21 protein-coding genes are annotated in these 25,515 nt (G+C 66.9%); 12 read left to right on the top strand and 9 right to left on the bottom strand.

Features of this window, described 5'->3' with window-relative positions; all coding sequences use genetic code 11:
* Positions 1–31 precede the first annotated feature (31 nt).
* The 4 genes from AC3A4T_RS21620 (at position 32) to AC3A4T_RS21605 (ending at position 2,246) form a co-directional block, all read left to right on the top strand.
* A complete protein-coding gene (locus tag AC3A4T_RS21620) occupies positions 32–781 on the top strand; it encodes a MotA/TolQ/ExbB proton channel family protein (RefSeq protein ID WP_441337839.1) in 750 nt (249 codons plus the stop codon).
* Between the two features lie 41 nt (positions 782–822).
* Positions 823–1,236, top strand: a complete 414-nt coding sequence (locus AC3A4T_RS21615; protein WP_487677287.1) for an ExbD/TolR family protein — start codon at positions 823–825, stop codon at positions 1,234–1,236.
* 15 nt (positions 1,237–1,251) lie between these two features.
* Positions 1,252–1,665: an ExbD/TolR family protein gene (locus AC3A4T_RS21610; protein ID WP_487677286.1), complete on the top strand. Its 414-nt coding sequence runs from the start codon at positions 1,252–1,254 to the stop codon at positions 1,663–1,665.
* Between the two features lie 176 nt (positions 1,666–1,841).
* Complete coding sequence (locus AC3A4T_RS21605; RefSeq protein WP_487677285.1) at positions 1,842–2,246, top strand: ExbD/TolR family protein; 405 nt, start codon at positions 1,842–1,844, stop codon at positions 2,244–2,246.
* 530 nt (positions 2,247–2,776) lie between these two features.
* Here AC3A4T_RS21605 and AC3A4T_RS21600 read toward each other — a convergent pair.
* The 3 genes from AC3A4T_RS21600 to cls all read right to left on the bottom strand — a co-directional run bounded on the left by AC3A4T_RS21600 (position 2,777) and on the right by cls (position 5,989).
* Positions 2,777–3,532 carry a pyridoxine 5'-phosphate synthase gene (locus AC3A4T_RS21600; RefSeq protein WP_487677284.1) on the bottom strand — a complete coding sequence of 252 codons (756 nt, stop codon included), beginning with the start codon at positions 3,530–3,532 and terminating at the stop codon, positions 2,777–2,779.
* 131 nt (positions 3,533–3,663) lie between these two features.
* Entirely contained in the window at positions 3,664–3,927 is a 264-nt protein-coding gene (locus tag AC3A4T_RS21595) for a hypothetical protein (protein WP_056109558.1), read from the bottom strand.
* Positions 3,928–4,552: 625 nt separating this feature from the next.
* Positions 4,553–5,989 (bottom strand): cardiolipin synthase, encoded by a 1,437-nt coding sequence (gene cls, locus AC3A4T_RS21590; protein ID WP_487677283.1) that lies wholly within the window; start codon positions 5,987–5,989, stop codon positions 4,553–4,555.
* 323 nt (positions 5,990–6,312) lie between these two features.
* Here cls and AC3A4T_RS21585 point away from each other — a divergent pair, with 323 nt between their 5' ends.
* Together AC3A4T_RS21585 and AC3A4T_RS21580 are read left to right on the top strand one after the other, a co-directional pair.
* Complete coding sequence (locus AC3A4T_RS21585) at positions 6,313–7,068, top strand: SIMPL domain-containing protein (RefSeq protein WP_487677282.1); 756 nt, start codon at positions 6,313–6,315, stop codon at positions 7,066–7,068.
* Positions 7,069–7,379: 311 nt separating this feature from the next.
* Positions 7,380–8,483, top strand: coding sequence for a PA0069 family radical SAM protein (locus tag AC3A4T_RS21580; RefSeq protein ID WP_487677281.1), 1,104 nt, complete (start codon positions 7,380–7,382; stop codon positions 8,481–8,483).
* An 87-nt stretch (positions 8,484–8,570) separates the two neighbouring features.
* On the opposite strand, the gene AC3A4T_RS21575 is transcribed toward AC3A4T_RS21580, so the two are convergent.
* Both AC3A4T_RS21575 and AC3A4T_RS21570 read right to left on the bottom strand, forming a co-directional pair.
* The gene (locus AC3A4T_RS21575) at positions 8,571–10,409 is read right to left on the bottom strand and encodes a hypothetical protein (RefSeq protein WP_487677280.1); all 1,839 of its coding nucleotides are present in this window, start codon (positions 10,407–10,409) and stop codon (positions 8,571–8,573) included.
* 539 nt (positions 10,410–10,948) lie between these two features.
* Positions 10,949–12,559, bottom strand: a complete 1,611-nt coding sequence (locus AC3A4T_RS21570) for an MFS transporter (protein ID WP_487677279.1) — start codon at positions 12,557–12,559, stop codon at positions 10,949–10,951.
* 202 nt (positions 12,560–12,761) lie between these two features.
* Here AC3A4T_RS21570 and AC3A4T_RS21565 point away from each other — a divergent pair, with 202 nt between their 5' ends.
* Positions 12,762–13,664, top strand: a complete 903-nt coding sequence (locus tag AC3A4T_RS21565; RefSeq protein ID WP_487677278.1) for a LysR family transcriptional regulator — start codon at positions 12,762–12,764, stop codon at positions 13,662–13,664.
* A 455-nt stretch (positions 13,665–14,119) separates the two neighbouring features.
* Here the strand turns inward: AC3A4T_RS21565 and AC3A4T_RS21560 are convergent, their stop codons facing one another.
* Positions 14,120–15,076, bottom strand: a complete 957-nt coding sequence (locus tag AC3A4T_RS21560; protein ID WP_487677277.1) for a GlxA family transcriptional regulator — start codon at positions 15,074–15,076, stop codon at positions 14,120–14,122.
* Positions 15,077–15,507: 431 nt separating this feature from the next.
* Here AC3A4T_RS21560 and AC3A4T_RS21555 point away from each other — a divergent pair, with 431 nt between their 5' ends.
* The 3 genes from AC3A4T_RS21555 (at position 15,508) to AC3A4T_RS21545 (ending at position 17,688) form a co-directional block, all read left to right on the top strand.
* Positions 15,508–16,347: a lysozyme inhibitor LprI family protein gene (locus AC3A4T_RS21555; protein WP_487677276.1), complete on the top strand. Its 840-nt coding sequence runs from the start codon at positions 15,508–15,510 to the stop codon at positions 16,345–16,347.
* 64 nt (positions 16,348–16,411) lie between these two features.
* Entirely contained in the window at positions 16,412–16,939 is a 528-nt protein-coding gene (locus tag AC3A4T_RS21550) for a hypothetical protein (RefSeq protein ID WP_487677275.1), read from the top strand.
* A gap of 44 nt (positions 16,940–16,983) precedes the next feature.
* The gene (locus tag AC3A4T_RS21545; RefSeq protein ID WP_487677274.1) at positions 16,984–17,688 is read left to right on the top strand and encodes a lysozyme inhibitor LprI family protein; all 705 of its coding nucleotides are present in this window, start codon (positions 16,984–16,986) and stop codon (positions 17,686–17,688) included.
* A gap of 372 nt (positions 17,689–18,060) precedes the next feature.
* Here AC3A4T_RS21545 and AC3A4T_RS21540 read toward each other — a convergent pair whose 3' ends face one another.
* From AC3A4T_RS21540 to AC3A4T_RS21530, 3 genes are all read right to left on the bottom strand, one after another.
* Positions 18,061–19,956 (bottom strand): M4 family metallopeptidase, encoded by a 1,896-nt coding sequence (locus AC3A4T_RS21540; RefSeq protein WP_487677273.1) that lies wholly within the window; start codon positions 19,954–19,956, stop codon positions 18,061–18,063.
* A gap of 687 nt (positions 19,957–20,643) precedes the next feature.
* On the bottom strand, positions 20,644–20,871 hold the full coding sequence (locus AC3A4T_RS21535) for a hypothetical protein (protein ID WP_056109531.1): 228 nt from the start codon (positions 20,869–20,871) through the stop codon (positions 20,644–20,646).
* 865 nt (positions 20,872–21,736) lie between these two features.
* Positions 21,737–23,536 carry an SLC13 family permease gene (locus AC3A4T_RS21530; RefSeq protein WP_487677272.1) on the bottom strand — a complete coding sequence of 600 codons (1,800 nt, stop codon included), beginning with the start codon at positions 23,534–23,536 and terminating at the stop codon, positions 21,737–21,739.
* 116 nt (positions 23,537–23,652) lie between these two features.
* On the opposite strand from AC3A4T_RS21530, the gene AC3A4T_RS21525 reads away from it, so the two are divergent.
* Positions 23,653–24,870 carry a sensor histidine kinase gene (locus AC3A4T_RS21525; protein ID WP_487677271.1) on the top strand — a complete coding sequence of 406 codons (1,218 nt, stop codon included), beginning with the start codon at positions 23,653–23,655 and terminating at the stop codon, positions 24,868–24,870.
* Positions 24,863–25,297 (top strand): response regulator, encoded by a 435-nt coding sequence (locus AC3A4T_RS21520; protein WP_036103367.1) that lies wholly within the window; start codon positions 24,863–24,865, stop codon positions 25,295–25,297. The genes AC3A4T_RS21525 and AC3A4T_RS21520 overlap by 8 nt, the downstream gene beginning before the upstream one ends.
* The last annotated feature ends 218 nt before the right edge of the window (positions 25,298–25,515 follow it).

The following is a 25,515-nucleotide window of genomic DNA, read 5'->3' as shown; positions in this document are numbered from 1 at the left end:
TTCCTTTCCACGACATTCAAAGGTAAGCGTCATGCTGCAGCAAACCACCACCGCCGCCGCCGGAGGCTCCAACGCTGAAGCGCTTCAGCAGATGAGCTTCTCGCATCTGTTGCAAAACTTCGACCTCGTCGGCTGGATCGTGTTCATCACGCTCACGCTGATGTCGGTTCTGTCGGTCTATTGGATCGTCATCAATTTCGTCAAGAATCTGCGTCTGCGCGGCTCCTCGGACCGCGTCGTCAGCACGTTCTGGGAAACCCCGAACGCGCAGGACGCCATCCGTTACATGGAAGAGCAGTCGCGCAGCGAGCCGTTCTCCAAGATCGCGCTCGATGCCGCTCAGGCCGCCGCGCACCACCAGCGTCACGAAGGCTCGCGCCTGGTCGAGTCGCTGAACCGTTCGGAGTTCGTCGACCGCGCCCTGCGTCAGGCCGTCACCCGTGAGAGCTCGCGTCTGGAAGCCGGTCTGACCGTGCTGGCCACCGTCGGCTCGACCGCTCCGTTCGTCGGTCTGCTCGGCACCGTGTGGGGCATCTACCACGCCCTGCTGCGCCTGGGCGCCAGCGGCGAGTCCTCGATTCAGGCCGTTGCCGGCCCGGTCGGCGAGGCGCTGATCATGACCGCGATCGGTCTGTTCGTCGCGATCCCGGCGGTGTTGGCTTACAACTTCTTCGTCCGCCTGAACCGCGTCACGAACAACAAGTTCGACACCTTCGCCCACGACCTGCACGACTTCTTCGCCACCGGCTCGCGCGTCGGCGAAGTGGCGAGCAAGCGCTAAGCAACACACGCCTTCACTTTTAGCGTAGTTGGAGTTCGGACATGGCCTTCAGTACAGGCAACGACAACGGCCCGATGGCTACCATCAACGTCACGCCCCTCGTGGACGTGATGCTGGTGCTGTTGATCATCTTCATGATCACCGCACCGCTGATGACCCATAAGGTCGAGATCAAACTGCCCGAAGCCACCCTCGCCAAGGTCGAGGACCAGCCCAAAGTCACGCCGATCACCTTGTCCATCCAGGACAGCGGCGCGATCTACTGGAACGACGAGCCGGTCACCATGGATCAGCTCGAAAGCCGTTTGTCGGTCGAAGCGCAGAAAACGCCGCAGCCGCCGATCAACATCCGCGGCGACCGCACCACGAAGTACAAGGTCGTCAATTCGGTGGTGACGGTTGCGCAGCGGCAAGGCATGCGCAAAGTCGGCTTCGTCGCGATCAAAGAACGTTAATCGGAGAACAGTCCCATGGCTTTCAGCTCCAACTCCGATAGCGGCGCGATTTCCGACATCAACGTGACCCCGCTGGTCGACGTGCTGCTGGTGCTGCTGATCATCTTCATGGTCACGGCACCGACGGTGTCTTACCCGATCGACGTCAACCTGCCCCAACCGACCAGCGTTCCGCCGCCCGTGACGCAAGAACCGCCGCCGCCGATCCAGCTGCGGATCGATGCGACCGGTCAGGTGTTCTGGAACAACAACCCCACGCCCATCGCGGCGATCCCGGGGATGATGAAGGAAACGGTGCAGCGCGATCCCACCAATCAACCTCTGCTAGAAATCGACACCAACGAGGATGCCGAATACGGCACGCTCGCCAAGGTGCTGGCTTACGCCAAGAACGCAGACATGAAAAAAATCGGTTTCGTCCAGAAGTAATTCCGTCCGGAACCGACGCTTACCGTCGTGAGAACGCCGCCCAACGGGCGGCGTTTTTTTTTTCGCCGACTTCGTGGCCGCGCGGCGGATCGCCGGCGTACGGGGTATGTCTTGCGCGGATAACTGTGACGGGATTAACGTAAAGCCGGGCACCCCGCCCATGGAGGGAGATGCATATGGCCGGCTCCACCTACTCCGCTTCCGCTTATTCCGGCGACGCGCCTGTCGCCGAGATCAACGTCACCCCGCTGGTCGATGTGCTGCTGGTGTTGCTGATCATCTTCATGGTTACCGCGCCGGTACTGACCGGCAATTTGCACCTCGGGCTGCCGGTGCCCGGGCCGCAACGGGACGCGCCGCCGCCGCGGTCCGAGTTGATGGTGCAGGCCAGCGGTGCGTTCACCCTCGATGGCCAGGCCCTGACCCGCGCGGAATTGCCGGCGGCGTTGAAGGCCTTGGTGCAGGCCGCGCCGAACACGGTGGTCGAGGTCGGCGCGAATGCCGATGCCGACTATCAGGCATTCGCGCACGCGCTGTCGGCGGCGCGCGAGAGCGGGGTGCAGAATATTTCCACCCGCTGAGCGATCGCGGTTTTCAACGCGGCGGCCGTCCCGGTGGGGCGGCCGTTGTTGTTTGGGGGGAGGCGATGAAGTCGCTGAAAGCAAGGCAAAAGCAAATCCCCCCCTGCCCCCCTTTTTCAAAGGGGGGACGCTTCGGGTTGGTTCGGGTGAGCGTATGAAGACGGTGCGCTTCGGGCGTGGTTAATGTCGAAAGCTCAGCTTGCTGACTGTCGCTGATGTTTATCCACAGCGCGACGATGCGAGGCGACCGATGGCTATGGGCTGCGGCTATAGCGAACAGGTTCGCCGTGGAACACACGCGAACGGATCATCGAGTGGTGAATGCCGAAGACTCGGCTTGCTGACTGTTGCTGATGGTTATCCACAGCGCGACGTTGCGAAGCGCTCGATGGTTATGAGCTGCGGCGATAGCGAACAGGTTCGCCATGAAGCCAAGCGAACGAAGCATCGAATCCGTGGTTAATCCCAAGATGACGGCGACAACGCCACGAACGCCCTGCCCGATCAGCGCCGCGGCAAGACGTTGACGCTCAAGCCGCCTGCGCGATCACATCCAGATACGCACGCACCGTCGCGTCGAGTCCGGCGTACAAGGCTTCGCCGATCAAGGCGTGGCCGATCGACACTTCAAGCACGTTCGGAACGCCTTGCAGGAAGGTGCCGAGGTTGGCCTGGCTCAGGTCGTGGCCGGCGTTGACGCCCAGGCCGGCGGCCTGGGCGCGCCGCGCGGCGTTCGCGAACGCCCGCAGCGCCGCGTCGATATCGCCTTGAGCAAACGCGTCGGCGTAGGGTCCGGTGTAAAGCTCAACCCGGTCGGCGCCGAGTTCGGCCGCGCGCTCGATGCCTTCGCGATCGGCGTCGGCGAATACGCTGACCCGGCAGTCCAGTTCATGCAACTGCGCAATCAACGGACGCAGCGCGTCGGCGTCGCGTTCGAAATCGAAGCCGTGGTCGGAGGTGAGTTGATCGTCGCCGTCGGGCACCAAGGTGACTTGCGCGGGCCGAGTGCGCCGGCACAGTTCGATCAGGCCCGGGTAGCCGGCGCGCGGCGGCGCGAACGGATTGCCTTCGATATTGAACTCGACCGCGCGCGCATGGGTGAGTTCGGCGAGCGCGTACACGTCGTAGTCGCGAATGTGCCGCGCATCGGGCCGCGGATGCACGGTGATGCCGTGCGCGCCGGCGTCCAGGCAGGCTTGCGCGGCGCGCGCGACATCGGGTTCGCCGCCGCCGCGCGAATTGCGCAGCACCGCGATCTTGTTGACGTTGACGCTCAGGACGGTCATGACTTCAGCCTAACCCGCCGGCTGCGATGCGGCGAGTGCGCAGTTTGGCCGCGCATGCGCGCGCGGCCGGTGAGTGAAAGCAGGCGGCTGACAGCAAGCGAATCGATCGCGGCCGACGCGCGGCCGCGCGCTCAGCGCTGGGTCGGCTCGGACTGCGAAGACGCGGCGAGCTTGCGCGCTTCGGCCTGCTCGCGCAGACGGCGCAGTTCGACCGGATCGATGATCACCGAGACATCGCGGCTGGTGCTGTCGAGGCGGCGCGCCAGCAGGCTCATGACGCCGGCGATCATCAAGCCGAGCGCCGCCAGCAGGCCGACGGCCATCAGTCCCGGCGAGGTGGTCTTCAGCGCCAGGCCGAAGGCGGCGATGGCCAGCAACAGATAAACCCAAGGCATTGCGGCGTGCTCCCTGACGAATTCGACGACCTCTGTGCGCGCCCGCTCGCATCGTGGCGGCCCGGCGCGTGGACCTCGGCGGGCCCGGTTCGAGTGTAGCGCGGCGCGGTGGCGGCGGCAGCTGGGGCGATCCCCGGCTGCGACGGTCGGCACAACGGCGGGTAAGAGCGGTTTGCCTGAACAGCCCAGGCCCGGGCCCGATGGCGCTTGAACGGGGGCGGGCCGCAGCCCGGTTGATCCGGCTCACATGGCTGGCGCGGCGCAATAAGCGATTTCGTCTACGGTTGGTCCCGTCTTGCTGGTGGTCTCGACCGGTGCCCCGGCTCATCGGCACGCCGGTACCCATAAGGACATCGACACAGATCGACCGAGCTCGGCCTAGAGATCCGCTGGTAGTCCGATGAGCCGAACAACCCACCACGCAGCCTGCCGCGCGGGTCCTGCGACCCGACGCTTCTCATTCCGCCAGACCACTTCGTAGTCCGGAAGTCTCTTGTGGGAGGGCTTTCAAGCCCGACGCTTTCCGTTCCGATCGCCGCGCCTGATACAAAAGCGTCGGGCTTGAAAGCCCTCCCACAAAAGACCTCGAAGCCCGCCGACTATTTCGAATCCCGAATCCCGAATCTCAAAGCAACGGCGACACCAACCGGGCCAACGCCTCAGGCAAGCGCGTGCGCCACAGCGAGCGCTCGCGATCGCTGCGCGCCCGCGGCGCGCGCGAGCATTCCTGTTCGATCAGCGCGGCCAGTTCGCCGGCCAGGGTCGCGTTGTAGAACATCACCGAAATCTCGAAGTTCAAACGGAAGCTGCGGTGATCGAAATTGGCGCTGCCGATGATCGCCATTTCGTCGTCGCACAGCAGCGCCTTGGTGTGCAGCATGCGCGGGCCGTACTCGTGGATCCTGACCCCGGCCTCGAGCAGTTCGTCGAAGTACGAACGCGCCGCGTAGGTCACCAGGCGGCTGTCGCTGAGTTTGGGCACCAGCAGGCGCACGTCCAGGCCGCCGAGCGCGGCCGAGGTCAGCGCCATGCGTGCGGCTTCGCCGGGCACGAAGTAGGGCGTGACCAGCCAGACCCGCTTGCGCGCGGCGTGGATCGCGCCGACATGGACGCGATGGATCGCTTCCCAGCTCGAATCCGGCCCGGAACTGACCACCTGCGCGGCGATCGTGCCCTGCACCGGCGCGGCGTTGACGTGGCGGATCGGCGGTTCGCCGGTGGCGTAGCACCAGTCCTCGGTGAACACCAGTTCGAGTTCGCGGACCACGTCGCCTTCCAGGCGCAGATGCAGATCGCGGTAGGCGTCCTCGCGCAGGCGTTCGTCTTCCTCGTCGGTGATGTTGATGCCGCCGGTGTAGCCGACCCGGCCGTCGATCACCACGATCTTGCGGTGGGTGCGCAGGTTCAGCCACGGCCGCCGCCACAACCAACGAAGCTTCATCGGATGGAACCACGCAACCTGGGCGCCGGCGTCGATCAGCGGCTGGATGAAACGCTGCTTGGTCGCGCCCGAGCCGACCGCGTCCAGCAGCAGCCGCACCGTGACCCCGGCGCGCGCGCGTTCGATCAGCGCATCGCGCAGCGCGGTGCCGGTGCGGTCGGGCTGGTAGATGTAGTACTCCAGGTGGATGCGTTCGCGGGCCTGGGCGATGTCGGCCAGCAGCGCGGCGTACTTGGCGCCGCCGTCGATCAGCAGACGTGCCTGGGTCGCGGTGGTCGGCGGCAGGCCGGTGGTCGCTTGGCCGAGCCGGGCCAGTTCGATCGCCTCGGGCGACGGGGTCAGCCCCGGCGGCGGTGGCGGCAGCGCCGCGCGGGCGCGCACCCGGCGCATGCGCTGGCGATGGATGCGCTGCGGGCCGAAGAAGTAATAGATCAAAAAGCCCAGGTACGGCAGCGCGGCCAGGCTGATCAGCCAGCTGATGGTCGCGACCGGCTCGCGCTTCTGCAGCACGATCCACAGCCCCAGCCAGACCAGATAAAGCGCCCAGCCGGCGGTGAGGTACACGCCCAGGTAGGGAATGCTGACCAGGGTTTGCCACAGCTCGGACACGTCGGGCTCCATCGGGCGATCGCTGCGGCGGTCGCCGGCGTGGGCTAAGGCTAGCCCGCCGGAGCATGAGCGCAAAGTGTGCAATCGGTCTGTCCGATCGGGTGCGCGCGCGGGCGCGCGCAAGCCAGGCGGCATCGAGTCGGTCTCGCCGGTGATCGAAGGGCAGCGTGGCTGATTCGAAACAGGCCCATATCGGCGCAGGCCGATGATCGCGCCTGCTTGGGCCGACAGGATCGCGCCCGCCCACAGGACTCGCGTCCATGGCCCGCTTGCGACTACTGTTGCGTCCATCCCGTCCGCGCCGCTCGCCCGCGCACCCACCCATGGAAGGCCCGATGAAATACCGCCTGCTGTTCGTCCTCGCCCTGGCCGCGTTGCCCGCCCTGCCCGCCTTCGCGCAGAAGGCCCATCGCAGCATCAGCGTCTCGGGCGCGGCCGAAATCAAGGTCGCGCCGGACGAAATCCTGCTCAATGTCGGGGTCGAATCGCGCCACCCGAAGCTCGAGGAGGCCAAGCGCCAGAACGACGAGAGCATCGCCAGCGCATTGGCCTTCCTCAAGCGCAACGGCGTGCCCGACAAGGACGTGCAGACCGACTTCATCACCATCGAGCCCGAGTACGAACGCGACGATTCCAGCCGCTCCGCGCTGGAGCGATCGCGGGTGGTGCCGCTGCTGTACGTCGTGCGCAAGAGCATCGGCATCCGCCTGACCCGCGTCGGCGATTTCGACGCCGTGCTGTCGGGCCTGCTGGGCAACGGCGTGCAGTACATCCACGGCGTCGAATTCCGCACCTCGCAGCTGCGCAAGCACCGCGACGCCGCGCGCGCGCTGGCGATCCGCGCGGCCAAGGAAAAAGCCGATGCGCTGACCTCCGAACTCGGCGTCCGCCGCGGCGAGGCGCAGACGATTTCGGAATCGCATTCGGGCGGTTGGTGGCGCAGCGGCGCCGGCTGGGGCGGCCGCAACGGGCAATTGATGCAGAACGTGGTCCAGAACGCCGGCGGCGCCAGCGGCGAGGACGGCGCGACCTTGGCGGTCGGGCAGATCAGTGTGAATGCGTCGGTGGATGTGACGTTCGCCATTGAGTAGTTGCGGTCGATCGCCATGGCATCGCGGCGCCGATTCTTCGTCGCTGACTCGTCTTAAGTTGCAGGTCGTCATTCTCGGGAATGCGGGCGCGCTTTTTTACTCGGCGAAGGCGGAGAACTACGGGCTAAGTAGAAACTCTAGAGTCGTCATTCCCGCTTTCGCGGGAATGACGGCCGTGTGGGAGGATTGGAATTGAAAGCGTCGTATGCGCTCCCCTAGCCCTTTCGCTTGAAAGGCATCGATTTATCCACCGCCCCATCGCCCCACCCCGCGTCGCACCCGCTGCGACACCCCCGCCCTACCCTGCCCCCATGGATTCGGCTCGCAAAACCCAGGTCTCGCTCCAGCCCACCGCGTTCAAGGGCCGCGGCGCGGCGTCCTACGTGCCGGGGCGTTATGCCGTCACCACCGCGCACGGCGAGGACGACGGCTGGGGTTCGGTGTACGCCGACGACGGCACCGGCACCCGCCCGGAAACCCACGTCACCGAAGAAACCGCGCGCGGCATCATCAGCCGCAACGATTCGCCCGATATCGCCTTCGGCCAGTCGGTCAATCCCTACCGCGGCTGCGAGCACGGCTGCGTGTACTGCTTCGCCCGGCCCTCGCATGCCTATCTGGAACTGTCGCCCGGGCTGGACTTCGAAACCCGCTTGTTCGCCAAGGTCAACGCCGCCGAGCGACTGCAGAACGAACTCGCGCGCCCGGGCTATCGCTGCGTGCCGATCGCGCTGGGCATCAACACCGATTCCTATCAGCCGATCGAGCGCCGCTTCCGCATCACCCGCGGGGTGATGGAAGTGCTCGATGCTTGCTCGCATCCTTTCAGCCTGATCACCAAGAACGCGTCGATCGTGCGCGATGTCGAACTGCTCGCATCGATGGCGAAGCGCGGACTGGTGTCGGTGTATTTCTCGGTCACCACGCTCGACAACCAACTGTCGGCGAAGATGGAGCCGCGCGCTTCGGCGCCGCACTCGCGGCTCAAGGCGATGCGAACCCTGGCCGAAGCCGGCGTGCCGGTCGGGGTGATGGTCGCGCCGACGATTCCGATGATCAACGACGGCGAACTCGAACACATTCTCGCCGCGGCGTACGAAGCCGGCGCGCGCGCGGCGGGTTATGTGGTGCTGCGCCTGCCGCACGAACTCAAGCAGGTCTGGCGCGAGTGGCTGCAACTGCACTACCCCGACCGCGCCGCGCACGTGATGAGCCTGATCCAGCAGATGAGCGGCGGCAAGGATTACGACAGCCGATTCGGCCAGCGCATGCGCGGCGAGGGGCCGTTCGCGCAATTGATCGCGCAGCGTTTCCAGAAAGCCTGGCGCCGACATGGCTTCGGTCGCCTGCCGGCGCTGGACACCAGCCGTTTCGTCGCGCCGCGCAAGCCGACGCCGCAGCTGGAACTGTTCTGACGATTCAAGCGGTCGCCGCGCGCTGGCGCCATCCTTGCCCGTTGCGTTCGCGCTGACGTCGATTCGGCAAGCGCGAGCTAGTCCGGGCTAATCCGGGGTCGCCCCGCCGTCGGCAGGCTCGCCACCGATGCCGACCTTGTCCGGCGTGCAGCGTTGCGCGTGGCCGAGCCGCTCGGTCAGTCGTCGCGCCCAGGGACTCGGCGCACCGTCGCCGCCGATGTGTTGCGCGAGCCGGGCCGGCAGATAGTCGTGCTGTTCAAGCTCGGACAGCGCCACGCGCGTACTCGCCGCGCAATCGCTGTCGGGCCCCAGGTTGCGTTCGCAATACGCCGATTGCTCGCGCAGCAAGCTCAGCGCTTGCTCCTTGCGGCACGAGCTCAACGCGTAGGAGGCGCGATACAACAACGCCTTGCTGGTCACTGAATGCATGGTCGGCCGGATGTGGTCGCCGCGTTCGATATGCGCGATCACATCGGCGAACAAGGCATCGGCCTGGGCGCCGCGCCGGCGCCGAACGAGCAACTGGGCCAGGGCGAAATCGCTGACCAGCCGGATGTTGGCGTGAGGCGGAAAATACTTGCGGTTCTCGATCTGGCCGTCGATCAGCAGGCGTTCGGCGTGCTGCTGCGCGGCCTCGCCCGGTTGTTCGGCGAAGGCCAGGGCCAGCTTGGTTTTCTCCAACGGCATCGGGATGTCGGTTTCCTTGCCGGTGCGGATCAGCTCTTCGAGCATGTTCACGCCTTGCTTGAATGTCTTGTTGTCGCCGCTCTCGCCGCTGAAGACCAGTTTGATCGCCAGGTTGTACTTCGCGCGCAGGCTGCGCTCGTGGGTGGGGCCGAGGGTCGTTTCCAGCAACGCCTTCGCCGCGCGCGCCTTGGCGATCGCCTCGCGGCCATGCCCGAGCACGGCGTCGTTCTGCGATTCCTGACGCAGCAGTTCGGCGTATTCGGGATGCTGCTCGCCGTAGGTCGCGACAATGATCGCGCGTGCCCGCGTCGCCGACCGCACCGCGGCGGACAGATCGCCGCACAGGTACTGCGCTTCGGACGCAAGCACCCAGGCGCGTCCGGTTTCCGGGTGCTGTTCGCCGAAGGCGCGGCGGCGATAGGCCAGCAGCCGCTCGGCCTGCGCTCTGGCCTGCAGGTCCATGTCGTTTTTCAGCAGCGTATGCACCAGCTGGAAACGCGCCGCGTCGGCGAGCAACGGATCGCCGCGTTCGGTCATTGCGATGGCCTGCTCCAGATCGCGCTCGGCGGCCCGAAGCTGATACTCGCGGGTGCGCCATTCGCCGCGCAAGGTCAGCAGTTCGGCGACCGAATCGCGCGCCGCCGGACCCAGCGATCGCGCGTCGGCCAGGGCCGATTCCAGCATCGCCATCGCGCCGTCGTCGTCGGCCAGTCCCCATTTGGCGCGCGCCAGTTCGGTCTGCAGCGCCAGGCGGCGCATGCGCGTAATGTCGTCGCGCGCGTTCTGCAAAGGCCGCAAGGCCTGGCTGGCGAGCACTTCGGCGCGGTCGTAGCGCGCCTGCAGATTGAGCAGCGACGCCGACGCGGCGTCGACGCCGGGATCGCTGGCGCCGTGGTCGCGCAACAGCCGCTCGGCCTCGTCGATCAAGGCTTGCGCATGCGGGTAGTCGCCGATCACCGTGTAGCCGCGGGCGAGCACGGCCAGGCCGCGCGCGCGCAGCGCCGGTTGATCGCGCGGACACAGACGGCGCAACGCGGCTTCGGTCGCGATCAGGTTCGCCCGCGACGCGAACGGCAAGCGGCCCAGCCCGGAGGTCGAGGCGATACCCAGGCGCGATTCGAACAAGCGATCCAGCGCCGCGCTGGCGCGCGCGGTTTCCTGTGCGCGCTGTTCGCGCCAGTGCACGTAGCCCCAGCCGGCGGCGAGCGCGAGGATCAGCAAGCCCAGCGCGATGACCATCGTTCGCGATCGGCGCGGCGATCGCGGCGCGACGCCGTCGTCGCGGGCGGAATCGCTCGCGTCGGGCTCAGCGCGCGCGTTGCGCACAAACATCATGCCGGTCGCCTGATGCGCGGACTTCGATAAGCCGATCGCTGATCCGACTGTGGTCGAACGAAGCATGATCGATCCGACTGCGGTCGAACCAACCGTGATCGAACCAGCATGGCTCGATCGAACCATCGTGGAACGAACATGCGGGCGAGCGCACGAGGTGTTTTTTAACATGCATACAGAAGAACTCGATTTGGCACGCATGCCTTGAACGGCTTTTTTATGCTGGATTCTCGCGACGAAAACGGCAATCACGACTAAAGAATAGGACGCACGCTGACATCGCGAATGCCGATGCCTGTTGTCGTAGGTATCGAGGTGAAAGCGGATTGGAGGACACCGCGGCGCCGGCGCCGCATCGCGATGCGGCACGCTTGCTCATCGCTTCAAGCATGTGTTCGTTATCGATGCGTTGGCGGAGATCGCGCGAATGCGCGATCGATCCATCACCCCACGCAGTCGCGAGCGAATACGGTTTCGTCGGTTACCGTTTCGCGATCGCCGCTGTCGTTGGCATCGTCGCGGGCCGCCGCCATCGCCGGCTCATGCGCCGAGGCATTGCCGAGCAACGCCAGCACCAGCGCGGCGATCGCGGTGGTCGCCGCGGCCAGGCCGTACATCAGCCACGCAAAGGCCTGGTCGTAGCCGCGAATGAGCTCGGCCGGATCCAGTCGCGGCAGCAAGCCGTGAGCGCGCAGTGCATCGCCGGTGGCCAAACGCTGCGCGGCTTGTGCCAAAACCGCGCCGTCGACCGTCGCCGTGGCGCCCAGGCGCAGTTGCAGCAGACCGGCTAGTGCGGCGGCTACGACCGCGATCGCGATGCCCTCGCCCGACACCCGGCTGGCGCCGAACACGCCGGCGGCCATGCCGGCGCGTTCCTTCGGCACCACGCTGATCGCCAGGCCGTCCATCAGGCCCCACGGCACCGCCGAGCCCGCGCCGATCAACAGCATCGGCGCGACCAAACCGGCGACCGACCCATCCGCCGCCAGCAGACCCATCCAGACCAGACCGGCCGCGGCCATCAGCAGGCCGATCGCGCACAAGCGCCCGGCGGCGATGCGATGGCTCAACAGCGCGGCGATGAGGGGCACGACCAGCATCGGCGCGGACAAGGCGATCATCATCAGGCCGGCGTCGAGCGCGCTGAGTCCGTGGATGCCGATCAGGCGCACCGGCAACACGATGATCAGCGCCAGATAGCAGAAGCCGGTGCCGATCGGCAGCAACTGCGCGCCGACGAAGCGCGGGTACTTGAGCAGGCTCAGGTCGAGCATCGGCCGCGCCGCGCGGGTTTCCACCCGCACGAACAGCGCCAGCATCGCGGCCGAACCGAGCAGGGCCGCGAGCACCCAGGGATCGCTCCAGCCGCGTTCGGGCGCTTCGAGCACGCCGATGGTCAGCAGCGCCAGCATCGCGGTCGAGCTGAGGCTGCCGGGCAGGTCCAGCCGGGCCGCGTCGGGGTCGCGCGATTCGCGCATGCGCGGCACGCCGAACACCGTCGCCAGCACCGCGATCGCCAGGCTCGACAGGAACACCGCGCGCCAGCCCTGAGTCTGGACCAGCCAGCCGGCCAGGCTGGGGCCGAACGCCAGGCCCAGCCCAAACGCGGTGCCGAGCAGGCTGAACGCGCGGATCCGCGCCGGCCCATGGAATTCCTGCGACAACGCGGCATTGCCGCCGGCCAGCGCCAGCGCCGCGGCGACGCCCTGCAGCACCCGCAGCGCATTGAGCGTGAGCAGATTCGGTGCCAGCGCGAGCAGCAGCGACACCGCCGCGTACGCGACGATGCCGATCGAGAACACCCGCTTGCGGCCGTAGGTGTCGGCCAGCGTGCCGGCTGCCATCAGGCAGCTGCCGAAGGCCAGCATGAAGGCGTTGGTCATCCAATTGAGCGCGATCGGGCTGCCGCCGAGTTCGGCGGCAATGGCCGGGATCGCGACCGGCGGCGCGGTGAAACTCAGCGGCAGCACCAGGCCGGCCAGGCACACGGCGCCGAGAATCAGGAAACGGTCGTAGCGGCCGGGCAGGGCGGCCGAAGGGAGCGGGGAGGGCATGGGAAGGTCGCGTCGGGGGCTGGAAACCAGGGTAGTCGCGCCGCAATCGGCGAAAAACACCGGCTTGGGCCGGTCTTTGTGGAATGATTGGCTTTAATCGGGATTCGAGATTAGGGATTCGGGATTCGCAAAAGCCCAGAGCCCAAGCCGGCCCGAACCGCCCTACCAATCCCGAATCCCCAATCTCGAATCCCGGCCTCACATGGACAAACTAGCCAGCCTGCAAGCCTTCATCCGCACCGCCGAGACCCGCAGTTTCGTCGCGGCCGGGCGCCTGATCGGGGTGTCGTCCTCGGCGGTCGGCAAGAGCGTGGCCAGGCTGGAACAGCAGCTCGGCGTGCGCCTGCTTCAGCGCAACACCCGCAACGTGCGCCTGACCGAGGAGGGCCGTCAGTTCTACGAGCGCTGCCGGCCCTTGCTCGACGAGCTGGCCGACGCCGAGGCGATGCTGACCCACGCCATGCAGGCGCCGCGCGGGCGTCTGCGGGTCAGCCTGCCGAACGCGGGCTATCGCTTCCTGCTGCCGGTGCTCGGCGAATTCCGCCGGCGTTATCCCGAGGTCGAGCTGGATCTGGATTTCAACGATCAGCTGGTCGACGTGATCGAAGGCGGTTTCGATCTGGTGATCCGCAGCGGCGACATGCCCGACTCGCGTCTGCGCGCGCGCCGGCTGGGACCGTTCTGTTTCATGCTGGCCGCCTCGCCCGAGTACCTCGCGCGGCGCGGCGAACCGCGCGCGCCGGCCGATCTGGAAGCCCACGACTGCATCCATTTCCGCTTCGCCAACAGCGGCAAGGTGCAGGAATGGTCGCTGCGTCTGGAGCCGGGCGAAACGCCGCCGCATCTGCCGGCCTCATTGGTGTGCAACAACAGCGAAGCCGCGGTGCTGGCGGCGCTGCATGGCTGGGGCATCGTGTATTCGGTGGATTTCCTGGTCCGCGATTACCTGGCCTCGGGCCAGCTGCGCCGGGTGCTGCCGGGGTTCGAAACCCAGCGCGGACAGTTCTGGGCGCTATGGCCGGCGCACCGGCACGTGTCGCCGAAGCTGCGGGTGTTCGTGGATTTTCTGGATGAGCATTTGTTTGTGCAGGGGGCGGTGAATTGAGGACGAAGGTCTTCGGCGTTGACTCGCCGTGCTTATCAACATTGGGCATGAACTTGATCATCAACTTGTCGATTTGCCCGCGTCCCTTTCAGTCGTCATTCCCGCGAACGCGGGCTCCGCTTTTCTTCGGCGAAGCCGAACATCCAGCGACTTTCGTGCGAAAGAATTTGAAGTCGAGTCGGTGTTGCGTATGCCTGTGTCGACCGCAAGTTCCATGGCGCATCGGCATCGCAAGTGCGCGAAAGTCACTGGATTCCCGCGTTCGCGGGAATGACGGCTTGGAGAGGCGAGGGCGGGTGAGGAGGCGACTATCGCCGTAAGGACGCGGCTGCCGACGAAGCCAAAGGCCCAACACCGCAGCGACAACATTGCGGCTATATCAAACGAATGCAGTAGCGACATTGATCCCGTCGCCTTATCAACAAGCGTCTACCCACGACGCAACTTGCATCCCCTCACCGCAACCGCCGCTCCGCCTCTTCCCCAAACCCCCGTCGATACGAGGTCGGATTAGTTCCCACCGAGCGCGCGAAGCGATCGCGGAAGGTCGTCGCCGAGGCGAAGCCGACCTGCAGCGCGATCTGCTCGACCGACAGGTCGGTGGTTTCCAGAAACTGTTGCGCGCGGCGGATGCGCGCGATCAACAACCACTGCAAGGGCGTGGTGCCGGTCTGTTCGCGAAAGCGCCGGTTGAGCGTGCGGGTGCTGATCGCCGCGCGCCGCGCCAGGTCGTCGATCAACAGCGGCCGGTCCAGATGCTGCTCCATCCAGCGCAGCAGCGGCGCCAACGATGCATCCGATTGCGGCGCCTCGTGCACCACCAGCGGCGAATGATCGGCGCCGCGCTCCATCGGCATCACCGCCCAGCGCGCGGCGGCGGCCGCGGCGGCCGCGCCGCAGTCGCGCCGGACCAGATGCAGGCACAGGTCGATGCCCGCCGCCGATCCGGCCGAAGTGAGGATCCGGCCGTTGTCGACGAACAACACATCCGGATCGACCCGCACCTGTGGATAACGCTCGGCCAGTTCGACCGTGGTCGACCAGTGGGTGGTCGCGCGCTGATCGTCGAGCAGGCCGGCCTCGGCCAGCACGAAGGCGCCGGTGGAGATCGAGGCGACCCGCGCGCCGCGGCGCGCGGCCACGCCGATCGCGGACAGGGTCGCTGGTGAGATCGGTGCGCGCCAGTCCGACAGGCCCGGCACGATCACGGTGTCGGCCCGATCGAGCGCGGCCAGGGTATCGGCGAGGATCAACTCCAGCGAGCGCGTCGCGACCCGTTCGGTTTCGGCGCAGATCCGCACCTCGTACGCCGGCTCGCCGTCGGCGCGGCGAACCGAGGGAAACACCAGGCCGGGAATCGACAGCTCGAACGGCAGGACACCCTCTACGGCGAGGACAGCGATTCGATGCATTAACGGCAACTTCGTGGGGCGGGGGATGCCCCGATTCTAGCCACCGCTCCGCGGCTGTACCGGGGCCACTGCCGCAGCTTGGGCGATGGCCGAAAGCAGGCGCAATCTGGCGGTTTTCACGCCATTGGCACGTCGCTGGCTGGTGCGCACGCGCGGGCTCGACCACAATGCGGTGCATAGGCAAGCGCGATACCGCGCTGTCGTCAGGAAGACCAGCCAACGCCCGGATGCCGCACCGCCGTCGTCACGCACGTATCCATCGCCGCCGCCCGCGCCTGTTTCGGGTCCCGGTCGCTGACGCCGCATTCGCACGCGACCCGGCATCGCGCCATGCCGCCGCGTCGATTCGAACCGGCGCCGGGCGACCGCCGATGCGCACGCCGTCTCACTCCATCCCGATCGATGCGGCCGCCGCGCCGCAAGGAATCCTCATGCCTTCTCGCTCCGCCGCGATCCGCCGCCTGTTCGGCCTGGCCCTGTTCGGTTTCGCATTGTTCGCCGGCGGCGCGCAGGCCGCCGGGTTCGACTGCAAGCACGCGCGCAGCACGGTCGAAATCAGCATCTGCGCCGATCCCGGGCTGTCGCGCCTGGACAGCGAAATGAACGACCTCTACCGCCAGATCCAATCCGAGACCGCCGGCGTCGACGGCGAAACCGGCCGCCGCGTCGATCCCATCGCCGCCGAACAACAACGCTGGCTCGCGCGCCGCAACGCATGCGCCGACCGCGCCTGCCTGGAGCGCGCCTACCGCGACCGTCTGGCGCAGATGAAGCGCGACTGGTCCGACGCGCTGGCACCGTCGGCGAGCGCGCCCGGCCCGGCGGTGTACCGCTTCGAGCGCCATGGCGATTTCAAGGTCTTCATCGCCGACTTCCGCCGCGCCGTGGCCGCCGGCGATCGCGCCGCGGTGGCGAAGATGACCGCGCAGCCGTTCCTCGACTACAGCCAGGGCGAGAGCTGCCTCGACCGCCCCGATCCCTGCGACGCCGAACAGCGCAGCCACGACGCCAGCGCGAGCAACGAACGCGAAGTGATCGGCCTGTACGACCGCATCATCACCGCCGCGGTGCGTTCGGCGTTGCAGGCCAACAAGATCCGCGCGTATTCGCAGCGCATCGACGCGGCCAAGGACGAGAACGGCGAGGTGCAGGTGCCCGGGCCGATCGGGCCGGGCGAGTACCTGCTCGACAGCGAGGACCTGCACGCGCAGCGCGTGTTCAAGAAGGTCGGCGGCGTGTACAAGCTGCAGCGCGTGCCGTTCTATTCGTAAGCGAACGCCGCCTCGCGTACGACCGAGTTCATCGCTTCACTCACTGAGTTCCAACGAGCCCGCCATGTCCGCAACGCCGAACCCGATTCGCCTTAGATCGCTTCTGAGCACCCGCGCCGTATGGCTGGCGCTGAGCCTGAGCCTGTGCGGCGCCGCGCAGGCCGCCGCGCCCGCCGTGACGACGTCGTCGTTCGATGGTTACTGGCAGACCTGCGAGCGCTACCAGGGCGAGGAATACTGCGAGAGCCTGCAACTGAGCCAGCAAGGCGCGACGATCCGCGCGGCTTGGAACTGGCGCGCCAGCCAGACCGGCGGCACCGACCTGCTCAAGGGACGCATCGAGAACGGCCGCGCCGTGTTCGACACGCCCGGCTGCGAAATCACCTCCGACAAAGAATGCCGGCTGCGGCAACAGGCGCGGCCGGCGCTGATGGTGTTGCTGCGCTGCGGGCGCGACCTGTACTGGGTGCATGATCGCAAGCGCGGCTGCGCCAACGTAAAACCGAGCGAGCGCTATCGCCGCGTCGAGCCCAAGGCGCTGTCCGCGGACGTGGTCGATTTCGCCGGCTACGACTTCTTCCGTCAGCCCTGACCGATGGCCACGCCCGCCGACACTCAGTCCAAGGACATCTGCGCATGCGTTTGAACCGCACCGCTCGCCATCTGGCGACCCTCGCCGCGATCGTGGCCTTGCACGGCACCGCCCAGGCCGCGTCGCCCGCGCCGCAGCCTTCGTTCGATTGCGCCCGCGCGAGCAGCGAGGTCGAACGCGCGATCTGCGCCGATCCGCGACTGGCGCGCGCCGACGCCGAACTGGCGCGGGTCTACCGCAGCAGCCTGGCCGGTCTGGATGCGCCGGCCGCCGCCGCGTTACGCGATGAGCAGCGCTGGTTCCTGCAGATACGCGACGCGGGCTACGCCGATGCGGCCGCGCCCGAGAAAGCCGAGGAGTTGCGCAGCACGCTCGACGATCGCCGCGAGTATCTGGGCCAGATTCAGGCGCATCCGGCGCCGGGTCTGGCCAGCCGTTGGCGCAACATCGCCGGCGAAATCGAAATCCGTCGCGATGAGAAAGGCCGCTGGGACGTGCAGGCCAACGCCGCGCATCCGCTCGACGGCCGCTGGGTCTGCGATGCCGCCGGCCGCGACCGCGGCGAAGCCGATACGGCGAGCGTGCATGTCGACGACGACGACAGCGTGCTCAAGCTGGAGCGCACGGGCGCGACGTTGCAGGTGACCGCGCTGAATGCGAAGGGCGAGCGCTTGACCATGCCCGATTACTGCGGCCACAACGGGTCGCTGGAAGGCACTTACTTCGCGATGCCGCCCGCCAAGCGCTGAGCCGTCTTCACCCTGCGCGGCCGCTGTCAGCGCGGTGATGCGTGCATCGGCACGCATCACCGCGTTGCGGTAGGTGATGTGGATGCAGAGCGAAGCGGCTTGCTCGCTAGCGCAGGCTTGCAAGGCAGGCGTGCAGGTCACGCAATCCCCCCTGTAGGAGCGGCGTAAGCCGCGACCTCGACCTCGCGGCAGCGACGGATGCGGGTTTCGCGGTCGCGGCTTACGCCGCTCCTACAGGGGCTTTCGGCCGTATTCGACGCGGTTGCAACGAGCGCAAACAAAAAGACCCCCGCGCCGCAGCGCGGCGCGAGGGTCGCAACAACCACCAAGCTTGCTCAAACGAGCTCGCTGAAATCAGAGCACGGGTAACGCTCAGTTCTTGCAGCGCGCCGCGGTCGAGCCTTCCGGCAGACCGACGTTGACCGCTTCCCACGCGCACGCCACGGTCTTGACCGCGCTGGCCTTGAGCAGGCCGCGATCGACCAGATCCTGCGCCGCGGTCTGGGTCGCCACGCGCGCATCCGGGTAGCTGGCCTGCGAGGTCAGGTACAAGGTGTTGGCGCGGTACCAGATCTGGCCGGCGACGGTCGGGGTCAGGCCCTTGAGGCCGGTCGCGCCGTTGCACACCAGGTCGGACGGCAGCACGGTCTTGCGATGCGACTTGGGCACCTTCTGGCCTTCGGCCAGCAGGTAGAAGAAGTGATTGCCCACGCCCGAGGTGTAGTGCGGGTCTTCTTCGGTGAAGCCGCCGGCCGGGTAGCAGTCGAACGAACCGTTGCCTTCCTCGTCGGCGTCCAGGCTCGGCTTGAACATGTAGCGCAGCGGCACGCCGCTGAGCATGACGTTCTCGCCGATCAGGTAATCCGGCGGATCCTTCGGGCTGTTGTCGAAGAACTCGACCAGGGTGCCGTGGATGTCGGAGGTCGCTTCGTTCAAGCCGCCGGCATCGCCCGAGTACATCAGGCCCGAGGTCGCCTGGGTCACGCCGTGCGACATCTCGTGCCCGGCCACGTCGAGCGCGACCACCGGATTAGACACGCCGTAATCGCCGTTGCCGTAGACCATGCGCTTGGCTTCGCCGTCCCAGAACGCGTTGGTGCCGCCCACGTCGATGAAGAAGAAGTAGGTGAAGGTGACATTGACGAAGCTCTGCACGCCGAGGCTGTCGCCGAAGATGCCGACGCGGTCGTAGAACTTCTTGTAGTAGTCCCAGGTCTTCGACACGCCGTAATGCGCTTCCACGCCGGTGCGCTCGATGTTGGTCATCTGCTCGTTGCCCCAGACGTTGTCGGCATCGAACATCGGCGGCGCGGTGAAATCGCCGCCGCCGAAGATCAAATCGACGACGGTGCCGCCGGTGTTGTGCACGGTGCCGCCGCCGCGCGTGTGGTCGCGCAGCAGATAGCCCGCGCCGCGGCCGTCGCTTTCTTCCGCGCCGACCTTGCTGGTGGAGATCGGCACCTTGCCGCGGGTGATGGTGAAGCCTTCGCCCTGCGCCGCTTCGGCGGTGTAGATGCGGCTGTCGCGGCCGAGCAGGCCGCCGTTGTCGGCATCGACGTAGATCAAGTCATGGACCGGCCGCTGCGCCTTGTTGAGGCCGCGGAAGGTCACTTCATAGGCGAGCTTGGGCTCGTTGTTCTGAGCGAAATACACCATGCGCGAGGATGGCTTGTCGATGAAGCGGCCGGCGAAATGCACGCCGGCATCGGCGATCGCCTGAGCCGGCGACAGCTTCGGCGTGGCCGCGCCGCCCTGGCCGAGCTTGAGGTCCATGGTCTTGCTGACCGAGGTCAGCAGGCCGCCCTTGAGATGCGCGACCAGATCGCCGCCGATCACTGGCAGGCCCTGGTAATCGCGGTTGAAACGCACGTGCTGGCTGCCGTCGGCTTCGACGATCAGATCGCGCGGCACATAGCGTTCGGCTTCGATCGCGGCGCGATCGGCGCCGGCCAAGGCTTGCGCGCCCGCGCTTTGCAGCTTTTGCGCCTGCAGCAGTTCGCGCGCGCGCGCGACCGCTGGGCTGAGTTCGAGCTGAGCCGACGGCGTGCTGCCCGAGGCGGTGGAATAGGCGCTGCGCGCGGCGGTTGACGATGAGGTGTTTGCGTTGGCCTGCGACGCGGTCTGCGCGGTGGCGCTGCCTTGGTTCTGCGCGTTGGAGTTGGCGGTATTGGCGTTGCTGTCGCGGTGCGCGGTGACCAGCGCGGTGGCGGTGGTGCCGGTGATCGCCAACAGGATCGAGGCGGTCAGGATGCGTTGTTTCATGGACATGCGTAGCTCTCCGAGTCATGCAACAAAGAAGAAAAGACAAGCAAATCGCCGCGGCGCGATCGTGGTCGCGCGCGGCGGCACTGCACAACGGCAGGGGTCTTGATGTGACTGCGAAGATGCATCGACGGCGGTATTTGCCGTCGCTTCGTCAGCATTCCCCATGCATCCGAACGCTGTCCGAGCGCACACCCCCCACCTTTTCCACACGTGATGTGGCCATGGGATGTGCGAAGTGGGATCTGCGTCAGAAGTCGTCTAGCGCGCATGCGCGTGGATGAAACTTAGTAACAAGTCTCGATGCGCGAGGTGCGGCGATGGATTGAGCGTGGGTGCGCGCATGCGCGATCGCGCTGCGTAAAGAATGTTTAAGACGTTAGGTGAAGGATGTTCACGGCGATGACGAATCGCGTGCGTGCGCGCAGCTTACCGGTTTCAATAAGTTGCTCGCCAGATTCGAGACGAAAGCCATGAGCGCGACTTAAGAAAGCGCGCCGCTCAAGGCCGCGGCGAAGATTGGCGGACGGTTCGAGCAGGCTCGGACAGCGTCGCTCTTCAGCGGCAGGCGAGGGCGTTCATATCGTTGCGATGCGAGCGGAGCGAACAACGTTGGAGTCGAACGCCCTTCCAATTAGAAGCGTTCACGGCGCATGTCTAAAGCGCCGGCGCGCATGCCTTGCGCCATGCGCCTCAGCGCGGCGGCGCCGGCATGATGTGCGACAGGTAGATGCGGCTGTCTTCGAAGATGCGGATCGCCACCGGCAGGCCGAGCTGCACCGACAGATGGAAGGCTTCGCTCTTGGCGGCGGCCGAGGCAGCGGCCGGGTTGTCGAAACGTTCGTCGGCGACATCGCACGACAAGGTGCGGCCGAGGTAGGTGGATTCGTTGAGTTGCACGGTGTACGGCATCACGGTCATCAGCCTTGTCGAACGAATCGGAGTTGCCCCGGCCCAGCTTGACCGCTTGCTCAAGGCGGCGACCCATTCCTTTGCTGAGCGGCGTCCGTTGCCGGCGCATAAGTCGTGCTGCCGGGGCGGAGATAAGGTGACTTAACCACTTATGGTTTGCCCTAGGGGGACCACGAGGCGCGGCGTAGGAAATTTCCTACGCTGGGGTAGGGTGTTGCGCGGCGTCGCAGGCGCGCGGATCCGGCGGTGACGCCGCGAACAGGTGACTGCGCGGTCGCGACTCGCGTCGCTCCTACAGGGAGCCCATGCAGGAGCGGCGCAAGCCGCGACCGCGCCACATCGACCACCGCGCAACCATCAGCCGATCGGCACGCCGCGCCGTTCGCATGAACCGCGGCTGTAAGCCGCCGGTCACCCACGACTTTCGACGGATACCGTCGTCCGATCGATCGCCTAGCGTCGCAGCACGCTCTCACGCGATTGCGATCAGGACGGCCCCGATGCCCGCCACCGCCAGGATCAAGACAGCTCCGCGCCGCCTGCCCGCGTTACGCGGCCGCCTGCGCGGCTCGCGCCGTTGGCGTGGTTGGCGCCTGCGTTTCGCCTGCGCCGCGCTGCTGTGGTCGGTCGGCTGCGCGGACATCGTGATTGCCCGCGAAACCCCGCCGTCGCGATCCGCATCGAAGCCATCGCATTCGTCCGCGCCGATGCCTCGTCAGAGCCGCGATCCGGGCCGCGCAGTCCAGCGTCGCCCGAGCGCCACGCTCGACGATTCCGCCGCGGCGCGGCGCGAAGCCATGCATTGCCCCGGCCTGTCCTCGCGCAGCAGCGAAACCCAGCGCCAGTCGCGCCGCGGCGCCTGTCTGCGTCGGGCTCAGGACAGGGCCGGCCAGAACGGACCGTCGAGCCACAGCCAGCGCGCCATCCAGGCGCTGACCAAGGCGATCAGGGTGGTCAAGGGCAAGCCGATGCGCAGGAAATCGCCGAAGCGGTATTGACCCGGGCCGAGGATGAGCAGATTGCCGTGATGCCCGATCGGAGTCAGGAACGCGACCACCGCGCCCAGCGCGGTGCACACCACGAACGGGGTCGGCGGCAGGCCCAGCGATTGCGCAAGCGAGATCGCGATCGGCCCGAGCAGCACCGTGGTCGCCGCGTCCGACAGGATCTGGGTCAGCAGCGCGGCGGCGGTGAACATCACCAGCAGGATCATCAGCGGCGACCAGCCCGCGATCACGTGCAGCATCCCCTGCGCCAGCAATTGCGCGGTGCCTGTCTGTTCCATCGCCACGCCCAGCGGGATCACCCCGGCGATCATCACGAAGATGCGCACGTCGATCTCGCGGTAGGCCTGTTCGACATCGACGCAGCGCGTGGCCACCATCGCCACCGCGCCGAGCAGGAACGCCAACGGCGCCGGCAGCCATTCGGTCGCGGCGGTGAGCACGGTCAAGGCCAGGATCGCCAGCGCCAGCGGCGCGCGGACGCGCCGGCGCGCTTCGCCGGCGAACGGCACCAGCATCAGGAAGCCGTGGTGCGCGGCCAGTTCGGTGAAACGCGCCGGCCGGCCCCACAGCACCAGCAGGTCGCCTTCGCGCAAGCGCGCGTCGGACAGGCGCGGCGCGACCGCGCCCTGCTGCCGCCACAGGCCGGCGATCACCGCGTGGAAGCGGCGGGCGAAATCCAGCTCGCGCACGCTGCGGCCGATGAACTCCGAACCCGGCGCGACCACCGCCTGGACCAACTGCGGTTCGCCGTCGCCGTCGGCGTGTTCGCCGAAACGCTTGATCGCGTTGAGGTCGAGGCCGGCGTCGTCGTGCAGCGAGGCCAGCGCATCGGCCGAGGCTTCGACCAGCAGGATGTCGCCGCTGATCAACGGGCTGCTCGGGCCGAGGTCCTGGCGGCGCTGGCCGTCGCGCAGCCAGCCGGTCATCACGAAGCGGTCGCCGAGCGCCTTCTGCAACTCGGCCAGCGGCCGCGTGCTCCAGCGCGAGCCCTCGACGATCACCAGCTCGGTGCGGTAACGGTCCAGGCGCAGATAGCCGTCGTCGCCGTGCTCGCCGCCGCGCTTGGGCAGGAACCAGCGCGCCGCCAGCATGTACAGCACGCCGATCGCGACCAGGGCCAGGCCGATCGGGGTGATCGAGAAAATGCCCAGGCCCGGCGAACCGGTGCGTTCGAGCAGGTTGTCGGCGAGCAGGAAGGCCGGCGCGCTGACGAGGGTGAGGGTGGTGCCGAGCGAGGCCGCGAACGACATCGGCATCAGCAGGCGCGAGGCCGACAGCCCGCGCGACTTCGCGAACCGGGTCAGGATCGGCAGCATCATCGCCGTGACCATGACGTGGTGGGTGAACGAGGACAGCGCCGCGACCGCCGGCATGGTGACCGCGATCGCGCGGCCCTCGCTGTGCCCGGCGGCGCGTCCGATCCACTGACCCAGCCGTTCGGTGATGCCGGTCGCGGCCAGGCCGCCGGAAATCACGAACACCGCCGCGACGATGATCGCCGGCTCGCTGGCGAACCCCGACAGGGCCTGTTTGGAATCGAGTACCCCGGTCAGCACCAGCGCCAGCAGGGTCAGCATCGCGGTGACGTCGACCCGCAGCCGCTCGCTGACGAACAAATACAACGCTGCGCCCAGGATCAGCAGGAAGGCGATTTGCGAAAAGTCCATTGCCGCATTGTGCAAGACTTGGCCGTGTCGATGCCGTATGTGTCATCCACCGAGCCGTCACCACCGGTTTGGCTACACTCTGCGGTCACCCCGTCCGAGCCATGCCGCTGCATTCGATGAGCCTGCCGCCTACCCCGAGCAACGCCCTCAAGGCCGGAGACGACCGTTTCCGCCTGGCGATGACGGCATCGAACATCGGCATGGCGATCGTGTCCACCGACGGAATCTGGCTGGAGGTCAATCCGGCTCTGTGCGCGATGCTCGGTTACCGCGTCGACGAATTGCGCGGCCATCATTACAGCGAAGTCACCCACCCGGACGATCTGGCGATCAGCCAGCATCTGGTCGCCGCGCTGGTCAGCGGCGCGCTGGCTTCGGTCGACGAACACAAGCGTTACGTGCATCGCGACGGCAGCGACGTGTGGGTGCAGCTCAACGTCGCGGTGATGCGCGACGAAGACGGCACCGCGCAATATTTCATCTCGCACATGCGCGACATCCGCGGCGAACGCGAGGCCGGCATGGCGCTGAGCGCGCGCGCCGAGGAACGCAGCGCAGAGCTCGACGCCTCGCACCGCCAGCTGCAGCTGTTCGCCGACGCGGTCGCCCACGACCTGCGCGCGCCGCTGCGCTCGATCGAGAGTTTTTCCGCCCTGCTCCACGAACGCGCCGCCGAGCGTTTGAACGAAACCGACCGCGACTATCTGGCGCGGATTCGCGCCGCCGCCTCGCGCATGACCGGGCTGCTGGCGGCGTTGACCGAGCTGTCGCACGTGACCCGCACGCAGATGCGGATCGCGCCGGTCGACCTGAGCCTGCTCGCCGACTGGGTCGGCGCCGAGCTGCAGGACGCCGACCCGCATCACCGCGCCCAGATCAGCGTCCAGCCCGGCCTTCAGGTCGAGGGCGATGAGCGCTTGCTGAAGCTGATGCTGAACCAATTGATGCACAACGCCTGGAAATTCACCTGCGAACGAAGTGCCGCCCGGCATGCTGCCGCGCAAGCTTCAGCACCGCCGGCCTCAGCGGCCGACGAGCCCGAGCCGGTCCGCATCGAGGTGTTCGGTGAACGGTCCGGTGACCGGCTGGTGCTGTCGGTACGCGACCAAGGCACCGGATTTGACATGCGATATGCTCACAAATTGTTCGAACCGTTCCAGCGCCTGCACGGGCCGGATCAGGGCGGCGGTCACGGCCTCGGGCTGGCGATCGCCTGGCGCATCGCCGAGCGTCACCGCGGCCGGCTGAGCGCTCATTCGCAGCCCGACATGGGCAGCACGTTTACCGTAGAACTGCCCGTCGTGTCCGCGGGCGAGGACGCCCCGAATGCATAAGGAAATCCTGCTGGTCGAAGACAACCCCGACGACGTCGAGCTGACCCGGCTCGCCTTCGACGAGGCCAAGATCGCCAACAGGCTGGTGGTGATGGGCGACGGCGCCGAGGCGCTGGACTACCTGTTCGCCCGTGGCCGCTATTGCGATCGCGATCCCAACGATCTGCCGTCGATCGTGCTGCTCGACCTCAACCTGCCCAAGGTCGACGGTCGCGAAGTGCTGCAGGCGATCCGTGCGCACGAACCCACCCGCACCCTGCCGGTGGTGGTGTTGACCACCAGCACCGAGCCGTTCGACGTCGAGGCCAGCTATGCGCTCGGGGTCAACAGCTATATCCAGAAGCCGGTGGATTTCGAGCAGTTCGTGTGGGCGGTGAAGCAGGTGGGGTTGTATTGGCTGGTGTTGAATCATCCGCGCAACCCGTGAGGGCTTGGCCGGATGTGGGGCGTTGAGAGCGAAAGCTGAGAAGCAAAAGCGAATCCCCTCCCCTCCTTTTCCAAAGGGGGAACAGCAAGGGCAGGGACGTATCCAAAAAAACCGCCGCCTCGCGGGTTTTTTTGTTGCAGGGGTTTTAGCCTTTCCCGATTCCCGATTCCCGATTCCCGATTCCCGATTCCCGATTCCCGATTCCCGATTCCCGATTC

This window comes from Lysobacter sp. Soil_N_51 (genome assembly GCF_057655755.1).
Note: the sequence above shows the minus strand (reverse complement) of the source record. Positions and strands in the feature narration are given on the sequence as shown.

Excerpts from the sequence above, each read along its gene's own strand:
- AC3A4T_RS21620 (WP_441337839.1), top strand. The coding sequence starts at position 32 with ATGCTGCAGCAAACCACCACCGCCGCCGCCGGAGGCTCCAACGCTGAA.
- AC3A4T_RS21615 (WP_487677287.1), top strand. The coding sequence starts at position 823 with ATGGCCTTCAGTACAGGCAACGACAACGGCCCGATGGCTACCATCAAC.
- AC3A4T_RS21610 (WP_487677286.1), top strand. The coding sequence starts at position 1,252 with ATGGCTTTCAGCTCCAACTCCGATAGCGGCGCGATTTCCGACATCAAC.
- AC3A4T_RS21605 (WP_487677285.1), top strand. The coding sequence starts at position 1,842 with ATGGCCGGCTCCACCTACTCCGCTTCCGCTTATTCCGGCGACGCGCCT.
- AC3A4T_RS21600 (WP_487677284.1), bottom strand. The coding sequence starts at position 3,532 with ATGACCGTCCTGAGCGTCAACGTCAACAAGATCGCGGTGCTGCGCAAT.
- AC3A4T_RS21595 (WP_056109558.1), bottom strand. The coding sequence starts at position 3,927 with ATGCCTTGGGTTTATCTGTTGCTGGCCATCGCCGCCTTCGGCCTGGCG.
- cls (WP_487677283.1), bottom strand. The coding sequence starts at position 5,989 with ATGGAGCCCGACGTGTCCGAGCTGTGGCAAACCCTGGTCAGCATTCCC.
- AC3A4T_RS21585 (WP_487677282.1), top strand. The coding sequence starts at position 6,313 with ATGAAATACCGCCTGCTGTTCGTCCTCGCCCTGGCCGCGTTGCCCGCC.
- AC3A4T_RS21580 (WP_487677281.1), top strand. The coding sequence starts at position 7,380 with ATGGATTCGGCTCGCAAAACCCAGGTCTCGCTCCAGCCCACCGCGTTC.
- AC3A4T_RS21575 (WP_487677280.1), bottom strand. The coding sequence starts at position 10,409 with ATGGTCATCGCGCTGGGCTTGCTGATCCTCGCGCTCGCCGCCGGCTGG.
- AC3A4T_RS21570 (WP_487677279.1), bottom strand. The coding sequence starts at position 12,559 with ATGCCCTCCCCGCTCCCTTCGGCCGCCCTGCCCGGCCGCTACGACCGT.
- AC3A4T_RS21565 (WP_487677278.1), top strand. The coding sequence starts at position 12,762 with ATGGACAAACTAGCCAGCCTGCAAGCCTTCATCCGCACCGCCGAGACC.
- AC3A4T_RS21560 (WP_487677277.1), bottom strand. The coding sequence starts at position 15,076 with ATGCATCGAATCGCTGTCCTCGCCGTAGAGGGTGTCCTGCCGTTCGAG.
- AC3A4T_RS21555 (WP_487677276.1), top strand. The coding sequence starts at position 15,508 with ATGCCTTCTCGCTCCGCCGCGATCCGCCGCCTGTTCGGCCTGGCCCTG.
- AC3A4T_RS21550 (WP_487677275.1), top strand. The coding sequence starts at position 16,412 with ATGTCCGCAACGCCGAACCCGATTCGCCTTAGATCGCTTCTGAGCACC.
- AC3A4T_RS21545 (WP_487677274.1), top strand. The coding sequence starts at position 16,984 with ATGCGTTTGAACCGCACCGCTCGCCATCTGGCGACCCTCGCCGCGATC.
- AC3A4T_RS21540 (WP_487677273.1), bottom strand. The coding sequence starts at position 19,956 with ATGTCCATGAAACAACGCATCCTGACCGCCTCGATCCTGTTGGCGATC.
- AC3A4T_RS21535 (WP_056109531.1), bottom strand. The coding sequence starts at position 20,871 with ATGACCGTGATGCCGTACACCGTGCAACTCAACGAATCCACCTACCTC.
- AC3A4T_RS21530 (WP_487677272.1), bottom strand. The coding sequence starts at position 23,536 with ATGGACTTTTCGCAAATCGCCTTCCTGCTGATCCTGGGCGCAGCGTTG.
- AC3A4T_RS21525 (WP_487677271.1), top strand. The coding sequence starts at position 23,653 with ATGAGCCTGCCGCCTACCCCGAGCAACGCCCTCAAGGCCGGAGACGAC.
- AC3A4T_RS21520 (WP_036103367.1), top strand. The coding sequence starts at position 24,863 with ATGCATAAGGAAATCCTGCTGGTCGAAGACAACCCCGACGACGTCGAG.